Origin of the sequence: Vibrio sp. 10N.222.49.A3 (assembly GCF_041475145.1) — a bacterium.
Classification (GTDB): domain Bacteria; phylum Pseudomonadota; class Gammaproteobacteria; order Enterobacterales; family Vibrionaceae; genus Vibrio; species Vibrio tasmaniensis_A.
Map to the genome: position 1 here is coordinate 1 of NZ_JBFRVM010000156.1, position 8,580 is coordinate 8,580.

General features: G+C 41.2%; 7 protein-coding genes and 3 pseudogenes. 7 read left to right on the forward strand and 3 right to left on the reverse strand.

What is annotated here, in order from left to right:
- Window positions 1-24: 24 nt before the first annotated feature.
- From AB4589_RS20975 to AB4589_RS20985, 3 genes are all read right to left on the reverse strand, one after another.
- Window positions 25-387, reverse strand: coding sequence for a hypothetical protein (locus tag AB4589_RS20975; protein WP_016800046.1), 363 nt, complete (start codon window positions 385-387; stop codon window positions 25-27).
- Between the two features lie 272 nt (window positions 388-659).
- Complete coding sequence (locus AB4589_RS20980; protein ID WP_016800045.1) at window positions 660-1,052, reverse strand: Rid family detoxifying hydrolase; 393 nt, start codon at window positions 1,050-1,052, stop codon at window positions 660-662.
- 321 nt (window positions 1,053-1,373) lie between these two features.
- Window positions 1,374-2,201 (reverse strand): CPBP family intramembrane glutamic endopeptidase, encoded by an 828-nt coding sequence (locus AB4589_RS20985; RefSeq protein WP_016800044.1) that lies wholly within the window; start codon window positions 2,199-2,201, stop codon window positions 1,374-1,376.
- A 383-nt stretch (window positions 2,202-2,584) separates the two neighbouring features.
- On the opposite strand from AB4589_RS20985, the pseudogene AB4589_RS20990 reads away from it, so the two are divergent.
- The 7 genes and pseudogenes from AB4589_RS20990 to AB4589_RS21020 all read left to right on the forward strand — a co-directional run.
- Window positions 2,585-2,700: pseudogene (locus AB4589_RS20990) on the forward strand (IS3 family transposase); the annotation flags it as partial.
- Between the two features lie 871 nt (window positions 2,701-3,571).
- Window positions 3,572-4,055 (forward strand): annotated as a pseudogene (locus AB4589_RS20995) (integrase core domain-containing protein); the annotation flags it as partial.
- 1,578 nt (window positions 4,056-5,633) lie between these two features.
- Complete coding sequence (locus AB4589_RS21000) at window positions 5,634-6,143, forward strand: hypothetical protein (protein WP_102258285.1); 510 nt, start codon at window positions 5,634-5,636, stop codon at window positions 6,141-6,143.
- A gap of 8 nt (window positions 6,144-6,151) precedes the next feature.
- Window positions 6,152-6,397, forward strand: a complete 246-nt coding sequence (locus AB4589_RS21005; RefSeq protein WP_017100372.1) for a hypothetical protein — start codon at window positions 6,152-6,154, stop codon at window positions 6,395-6,397.
- Between the two features lie 512 nt (window positions 6,398-6,909).
- Window positions 6,910-7,431, forward strand: coding sequence for an RNA-guided endonuclease TnpB family protein (locus AB4589_RS21010; protein ID WP_261378918.1), 522 nt, complete (start codon window positions 6,910-6,912; stop codon window positions 7,429-7,431).
- Window positions 7,377-7,499 carry a transposase gene (locus AB4589_RS21015; RefSeq protein WP_198592117.1) on the forward strand — a complete coding sequence of 41 codons (123 nt, stop codon included), beginning with the start codon at window positions 7,377-7,379 and terminating at the stop codon, window positions 7,497-7,499. Before AB4589_RS21010 ends, AB4589_RS21015 begins: the two co-directional genes overlap by 55 nt.
- A 723-nt stretch (window positions 7,500-8,222) precedes the next feature.
- Window positions 8,223-8,580: pseudogene (locus AB4589_RS21020) on the forward strand (hypothetical protein); the annotation flags it as partial.

Below are 8,580 nucleotides of genomic sequence, written 5' to 3' on the forward strand. Positions count from 1 at the left end.
GACTGGAGCAGATCAAACAGTTTGTTATGCCTTTAATTGATAGGTCGCCTTTGAGGTGTATTCTGCCACACCTAAAATGCTAAAAACCCCGCCTATTGTTGTAAAATTGCACGCCCCTTCTTTTGCACAAGCAGAGAGGTTTTTATTAAACCAAGCTCTCGTAAAATAACCCGATTCTTTTAAATGTACGTAAGCGAACTGGAATTCAGAGAGAGTCACTCCTTTTTCATAGAAAGACGCTTTTTTAGAATGAGAGGGAATACGATAGATTAACGCCTCTTCACCTCTTCGTATGCCGAGACCTTTGATTACAAAGTCAGTTTTCATTTCTGGTTTTTGAATAACTCGACCTACTTCTTTAGCCAGTTCTCGGATGACCTTTTCCATTTTTCCTCCTGAGGTATAGATGGCCTTGTTAGGTGTCTTATTTTCGATGTTTTAGTAGTTCTACAACATGCTCTTTAATTTTGCTATCGCAAGGAAGTTGAGCACAGTACCTTCTTGAAACCAATAGAAGGTACTATCTAAGTTTGATTTTAAGGAATCAATTTGCTCAGTAGTTAAGCGTACCAAATATGCTCTCATTCGGATTTTTCGCGCTGTTGATGACAATTACGACATAGGCACCCTGGAGCTAAAAAATCACGAAACGTTAACGGCTAAGGTGCGACAGCAACGGCCTCTATCTCAATCATGGCATTGAGAGGGAGTTTTGACACTTCGATACAGGTTCTTGCGGGAAAATAATTGGCACCATGTTTAATGAAAAAATCATTATAAATTTCATTCACAATTGAAAAGCTCACCATATCGGTAAGATAAACGGTTGTTTTCACTACGTCTGACACATCAGTATTCGCATGTAGCAAAATGGCTCTCATGTTCTCTAGGCATTGAGTCGTTTGTTTTTCAAGGCAGGATTTAACCATCAAGCCTGATTGTGAGTGAAGCGGTAGCTGTCCGGAAGTGAAAATTAGCCCTCCAGAAATCACCCCTTGAGAGTATGGGCCAATAGCTTTAGGGGCTGACTGAGTTTCAATTATTTTTCGCATATTATTTAACCATAGGTTTTTGATGAATCAACAAAGCTATAGGATTGGGTAAAAAAACACTTATTATTTAACTATAATTAAAAATGAGATTTGAAGGGAACGGAGAAGCTAGGCAAGACAATTGCTTGCTTAGACCACTCACTAACTTTTAAATATCCTTTCCTTACTCCCTCTTGGCAGCACTGTTTTCATTGTGAAAATCGCGTAGCGTTCATTTCACTTTTATGATGGAGGAGAAAAGTGGCTGACAACCAAAGCACGCTAAAACTCAACCAAGTGAATTTAAAATAAAGGCGTAAAGTAGACCGGCCCGTATAAACCTTACCTCTCCTTAAACCCTCTACGCTGATAATCAATAAATAGTGAAAAAATCACTAGATACCCCACTTGCAACGCAATAATACTAATATCAACCGCCTCCCAAGGGTTAAAGTGAAGCTGAGTGCTTAAATAATAGACAAGATCATAAAGTAAAATAAACAGGTTATGGCAAGCATGAATGACAATGACTACTCCTAGGCGGCGATATCGCTCAAAGACCCAACATAGAAACGCCCCAGACATAAATGCGTCCAGCGCCCACTGGTGTATTGAAGCAAATATTAAGCTTGAGAGTAATGCGGCGTTAGTAACCCCAAAAATGGACCTGAAAATAACAAACAACAAATAACGAAACAGGAGCTCCTCTATCACGGGAGAAATGAGCACACCGTCTAGAGCGCTTCGCAACACACTCGACCAATCAATTACGCCATCAGAGGCCGAAAATAAAGGGGTAAAATTGTAGGATTGGGCCTGCCAAGATCCCGGGGAAAACCAATCAAAAATAATATATTGAAGATAATTTGATACGGAATTTAATGAAATCACCCCAATCAATATCAACGCGCCTTCACCCCATGTACATACGTTTCTGGGCCAAGAGGTTAAGTACTGCTTCCAATGCTTATCTCGCCGAGCACTAACAAATAGCACGAAAAAAGCGATAACAGGTAGAAAATAGTAGGCGAAAGCAGAGTAGAGTGCTCGATCCAAAGTCGGATTTAATGCCCACTCTCGGGTAATGCTCAGGTAGTAATCAAGCAGGACATAACTTGGAAAGAAATAGCCTATGTAAACCACCACCACAGCTGAAATCATTAACCGCATCGTAAACTCCAAAAAATTAATAACCATAAGGCAGTTCTTGCCGCTTTTATCATGTTGGTCGTTTAAGCTCACTTCGCGAACGTGCTGCGCTGGTAAGGCTCACTATAACGAGCCCTTTGCAAGAGAGGTGCACTCTATCAAGCGAATCTGGGATCTAGCTTTTAATCCCACGGCCTAGGGTTACCCCCCAAATTTTCCAACCTTATGAAGAGTAATTAATAATTTCATAGTTAAATTCCCCCTCTATTTAACTGGAGAGCGAAACCAATGTTTTAGGTTTTAAAGGAGTTATCTTCCCAAATAAATTGAATGGAATGTTAAAGTTTTTTCTATGGTTTAATTATTTAATTATAGGTAATTAAATAAAAATTTAATTTTTTGAATCGGTCATTGAAGCAGCCCAATTCATGGATGTGGGTAAGTCTACGTGGGTTCGCCAACTAAAAGCAAAACGCCAGGAAAAACTCCGAAAGTCTCACTTAGGACGCCTGAACATTTAGGTTGGCTCATTTGTCCGGATTATACTTGTATCAGCCTCAGAGCAAAGCAAGTCGAGGTCTCATGCAAGACAAAAACGTGCGTAGAGATAAGTGCTCCCGATCTTACTCAAACAAATACGGGGAGCTGGAGGCGGTGCTTATGACGCGAGATTGCGCCGCTTTCTTGGAACGTGGTCACCCTAGAGCTATTGATTCTAGTTGCTATGAAGACTGGGATGAAAAAAGGGGCGAGGTTGGGAAGACATCAAAACTATACAAAGAACCCCCTACTTTAGTCGGTGGTTTAGGGCTAGAATCACAAGCGCGAGGGTTCAACCGTGAAGGGTCTGAGACGCAGGGGGCGCTGGCATACTGGTTCCTTCGCTGCCATTTTTGAGTCTTACACTCAAACCAGGACCTCGATTCGTCCCTGACCAGTAATTTATCCTGAGCGCCTAGACTCGCACGATAAACATATTACCGTATGTATTAAATAACCCTTTTAACTCCTTTTTTTTGTAAAACCAATATTTTCTCCGCCGAGGCTATTTAGGAATATTTTTGATGGTGAGTTGATAAACATCTTCCTACTCCCAGTATCGAAGCTCTCAAGACATGAAGATCCAGTAACTCTACATGTGAACACATTCACGTCGATTGTGTGAGTGGTGATGCCTCCATCTTCAGCTGTCGTGACTGTCGTGCTGCCAACCGCAACCCCTGACAACCAGCCAGTAGGTGTCATCGTTGCCGTGCTCAGCTCATTCGACGTCCACGTCAAGGAATCGCTTACATCGTATGAAGTGTTATCGCTGTATGTTGCCGTCGCCATTAATGACCTTCCACAACGGAATTTATGAGGGGGTGACCGCAAGCGAGGTGAGGACCGCAGCGGTAAGCAATGGCTCTTCGGGAGCGAGAACTATTGCTGATCTGGTGATAAATCAAGGCGTAGCTCTGAGCCGTTATCTAGCAACAAAGCTAATGAAAACGCTTGGTTCGATTAGCTGTCAATTACCGAGACATCAGTAGAGGAAAGCCTAAAGGGGCTACATTCCACAGCGAGCAAGACAGTCACTAGATGAGTAGAAAATATCGTCAGTTACTGTGGCGTTTTCAGATAAAACAAAGTTTATCTCGACGAGGAAATTGCTGGGAGATTGCTCCAATGGAACGTTTCTTTAGAAGCTTAAAGACGGAGTGGATCCCAACAGTAGGTTATCGTAGCTTTTCTGAGGCTCAACAATAAATTATCCAATACATCATTGGCTATTACAGCCAATTGAGGCCACATCACTATAATGGTGGCCTCACACCTAATGAATCAGAGAGATTGTCTTGGGTACCCTCTAAAACCGTGGCCAATTTCAGTTGACCACTACACATAGCAAAAAATTATAAGCAACCTACTTTTGTAGGTTTGATACTAGGATGAATAACTGTCCCATTAGTATGGGCTAGAGACACTGGTTCAGTTTCTAGAACTGTGCACTTAGGTCCTAAGCGCTTATATATTTTAGGATGCATCTGAGAGAGAATCGAGGTAAAACTTTTATAGTCAGGACTTTCTAAATGCACCGCGCGACAAGTTCCAATAGGAAAGTACGTATGTATTGCCTCAGGGGCTAAAGCCGAATCCTCATAGATGTCACTTAGCTTTACTTTTACCGGGTTCAACTCACATCCCTCAAACGTCCCATTTTTCTTGTACCTATAGTCACTAGGCTTCTCTGTTAAAGGATTAAAAGTATGGCCATAGTAAGAGTCTGTACAATTTCCTCCAATATACTTGTTGTCCTTGTCATAAAGACATAAGCGCGTACGCATGATTAAGCTGTTGTAGCAAGACGGGACTCTAAGATTTCTTACGGTGGTTTTCTTGCCTATTGGTATGAAACCACCTCTGGACCCCTGACAAGTTGCGCTCGTTCCACCGGAATCAAAATATTGATAACCCAACTTCCCACCTCTCAGAGAATCTAAAATGAGGTCATCAAGATAGGTGAGCTCCCGAGTATCTTTCTCTCTAAGTATAGGGTAGAGAAATGCTTGATCACTCAATTGTGGTCCCTCATAAAATGTCACGTAACTATTTGATAAATCGATCGCTCTAGCATTAAAGGAGAGAAAAAAACAACTCAAATAGAACAGTATTCTTGTCCTTGTGTACATATATTACTACCTTTGATTAAAATCAGTTAAACGAGGCTCCACCTAACTCTTAATGCAGACCGAATACTAATAAATTAACTATCAATTATGTTTTCCTTACAAGTGAGTCCAATCGAGTATTGAGAATGACATTTCTTTGATTTTACTAGTCTTTTAAATCAAAAATTTTGCGATTAGGTGGTGGGTTGGCATTAATTGAAGCGATAGCAAGATAAGAAAGTTTAGATTATTGTTATTTTTAGCCTGTATTTTGGGGGTGACAGGACCCCTGTAAAAGAGAAATTTGATATTAATGTAAATACAGTGTGGTTAAATCTACACCCCAACCCCTGCAATCGTGGGTCGGCTGACATTTTGGATTGATGAAAAAGTGATCCAACAATGGCAACGGACCAAGCAAGGTGATCGTGGAAGACCTCGTTTGTTTAGCTAATCACTTTACCGGAGCAAAAGGTAGCCTCATCACCCCTCTAGAATTGTCTGAGGCTGGCTTTGAGATGAAGAACGTCCTATTTCGAAGGCGTGGCCAGAACGCTTGCGCTTCCTCACTCCTTTCACTGACTTTAATTAAGTTCGAGTAAAGGCTTATTGTCTTATGTGCCTATTTCCCTTTCGACTCACATCATTTGATGGGCTCACAGGCTGTTAACCGTGATCGTTCTGAACCCCAATGACAAGGGTATATGAACGCTTCGCGCCCTTGTCCTTGAGAACCAAGAACGTTTGCCGGACAGCCAAGCGGCTCCATAAAAGTGATACTCAAACAGAAAGGAAACTCCTCATGGTACAACGACACTCAAGCCTAACTCTCTCTAAATCAAAGTTCAGCGACCAGCGTTTCGCCGCTGGGCACGAAAGCTCACCAAAAAATGATGTCTCTAGATCTTTGGCGGTCTTGAAGTTGCGCTATCAAGTCAAAAAGTGTCGTGATGAGGCGAAAAGAAAGTCTGATTGGGTTTCCAAAATCCAGCGTTTAAAAATGTTCAGTCGTCGTCAGTCGCCAGAGCAACAGGCTGATATCGCGTCGTTAAAAGGCCAAGGGTTCGTTGAAGCTATCAAGCAGCAGTTTCCGCAATTGGTGTCGCGTCGTTTTGCTTTCCATGAAATCCGTGACTTTTTCATTGAATTAAATGGCGCTGGCTTTGGTGAATGGTTTCTTCACGAGCGAGCGGATCACATTATTCTGTACACCACTTACGGGTCTGTGTTTCCAGCGTTGCGATTCGTGCAAACGGAGGAGGGGACGTTTAAGTGCTCAGGGTTTTGTTTTGATGTGCGTTTTGGCGTTTAGAGGGTCACATGAAAATACGTTCTACGGTTTCCTCTGACATATCCAGGCACGTGATTTGGGTGAATTCAATCGACTTCTTAATACTAAAGGCACCGGGGGGAGGGGTGAGTATCAGAGTGTGTGACTGTGCTACCACCATTAAACAAATGCGAGAAGACGACGCCTATGCGAAGAAAACGGAAAAGACGACAGAAACAACCTCCGAGCATCGCGCGTCGGCCAAAGGTTTACTCTCTTGTCTGTATAACGATTAAGGTCGGCTGATGCGCGACGGCATCAAACCCTCATAAGGTAAGGCCATCAATAGGTCTGAATTTTGTTTCGATATTCCAGTCGTTTTCGGCATTCAATCGGTTCGGGTTTGTTATACGAGCAACGCTTTTGCTCTTTGTGAGCACCAGGCGATTATGCGTATTGTAACTACCAAGCAACTTTGTCTTGGAGTGGTGATTTTTTCAAAACTTACTGAATCCTAAAAAGGACATCAAGCCACTACTTGCAGTTGCCAAGAAATCGCGTAAATACCACTGGTTGAAGCAAGATGATTCAACCGTCTTGCAGCAATCTGTACTCAATCGTCACCAAGCCTTTGATAACTTCTTTAATCCGAAGTTGAAAGCCAAGTACCCACATTCAAACGTAGACACGGTAAGCAATCGAGCTATCACTGTGTTGGTGTAAAAGTCTTTGATGGTGCATCAAACTCCCGAAAATAAAGCCTGTAGAGGCGAATAATCACCGTGAGATTGTAGGCAAGGTTAAGAGCATTACGTTAAGCAAGGTAACTGGTATTGATCTAGGTCTATTTCATTTTGCTATTGAATCGAACGGTAGAAAGACAGCTAACCCAAGATTTGTAAAACGTGCTGAGAAGAATCTCAGACGAAAGCAGCGTCAGCTATCTAGAAAAGCAAAAGGCAGTGCCAATCGAGCAAAAACTAGATTGCTCGTTGCCAAATGCCACGAAAAAGTGGCTAACGCTCGTGCTGATTTTCAACATAAGCTTTCTCGAACTCTCGTTGACGAAAACCAAGCGGTGATAATTGAGACATTGAAATCAACAAACATGATGAAAAGCCGCAAACTGGCGAAACACATAGCGGACGCCTCATGGCATAGTTTTGTCTTTAAGTTGGAGTACAAACTAAAAGAGCAAGGCAAATATCTAGTTAAACTAAATCAGTGGGACGCAAGCTCTAAACGTGCTGTTGTTGCGGTCATAAAGTGGAAGAAATGCCCTTATCGGTTTGCAAGTGGGATTGTCCATCAGGCGGCACTACAGACATAAATCGTGACTTAAACGCCGCCCTTAATATCCGTGATAAAGGCCTTCTAGAATTAAAGGCGGTTGGATAATCGTCTCTGCTTATGGAAGCTGCGTAAGTCTTGATACTATCGAGCAATGGCTAACGAAATAAGAAGCATCGCCCAATAGGCGGTGAGTAGTCACTTAGATAGATATGCTGAAAACCCAAGCAAACGAGGGAAGAGCTCCTAGTTTTTTAAGGACTTAATAGCATTTTTCTAGCTAGGCATAGACCTTCGGATCTTGTCACTTTGGGCAAAAAGTAAAAATAGAGTAAAGCAGATGATGGCAAGTCCTAAAGATATTCCTAGTATTAATAAGCTTTCTTCACATATTAGAGGTAAGGCTATTGATAAAAAAGCGAGCAGGACAACAAATAGTTCACATCCTCCCCCGAAAATAGGATGCTGATGACGAAATACTGCCCATTGATAAACCATTGTTGATAATCTCCTTGCAGCTGAGCTCAGCTTAGTTCTTTCTCTTTAGTTAAAATACGTTAACACTATCAATACTGTATGGGGGGGGGATTTTTATTATTTATTTTTAATTAATTATCTGCCAATTTTAAACGCTAAAGTTAGTACTATTTGAAAGCGAAATACAGGGTTTATTCATGATTATATTTATAAATAAAGATAATTAATTAAAAATATAAAATCATTGCTTTATGTTAAATAATTGATTAATTATCTTAAATGATTGTCATTTCCTCTGCTATTAATCGAATTTATAAGAATCATTTTTAATTTATAACCATACTAGCTATAGCCATGAATAAAATTATCTCCCTTTATATATTAATTATACTCTTCTTGGTAGGTTGTAATTTAGAATTGTCAGAAGAGGTTGATGTAAAACCAGCAATAACATTAGAACGGATCGATATTAGCGTCTCCTCATCAGGAATTCGGGGAACAAGTAAATTAACGATGAGGAAGGGGAACAAAAAAGCTTTCGTCGCAGTAGGTTATTATTCTGATCACTCTTCAAAGGTGCTAACTGATTTAAGCATTTGGCGCTCTAATAACAAGAACATTGGATATTTTGTAGAACCGGGACAATTAATTGGCAAAGCGTTAGGATTTATAAAGATCACAGCCACTAAAGATGGAGTCACCAGTAACACAG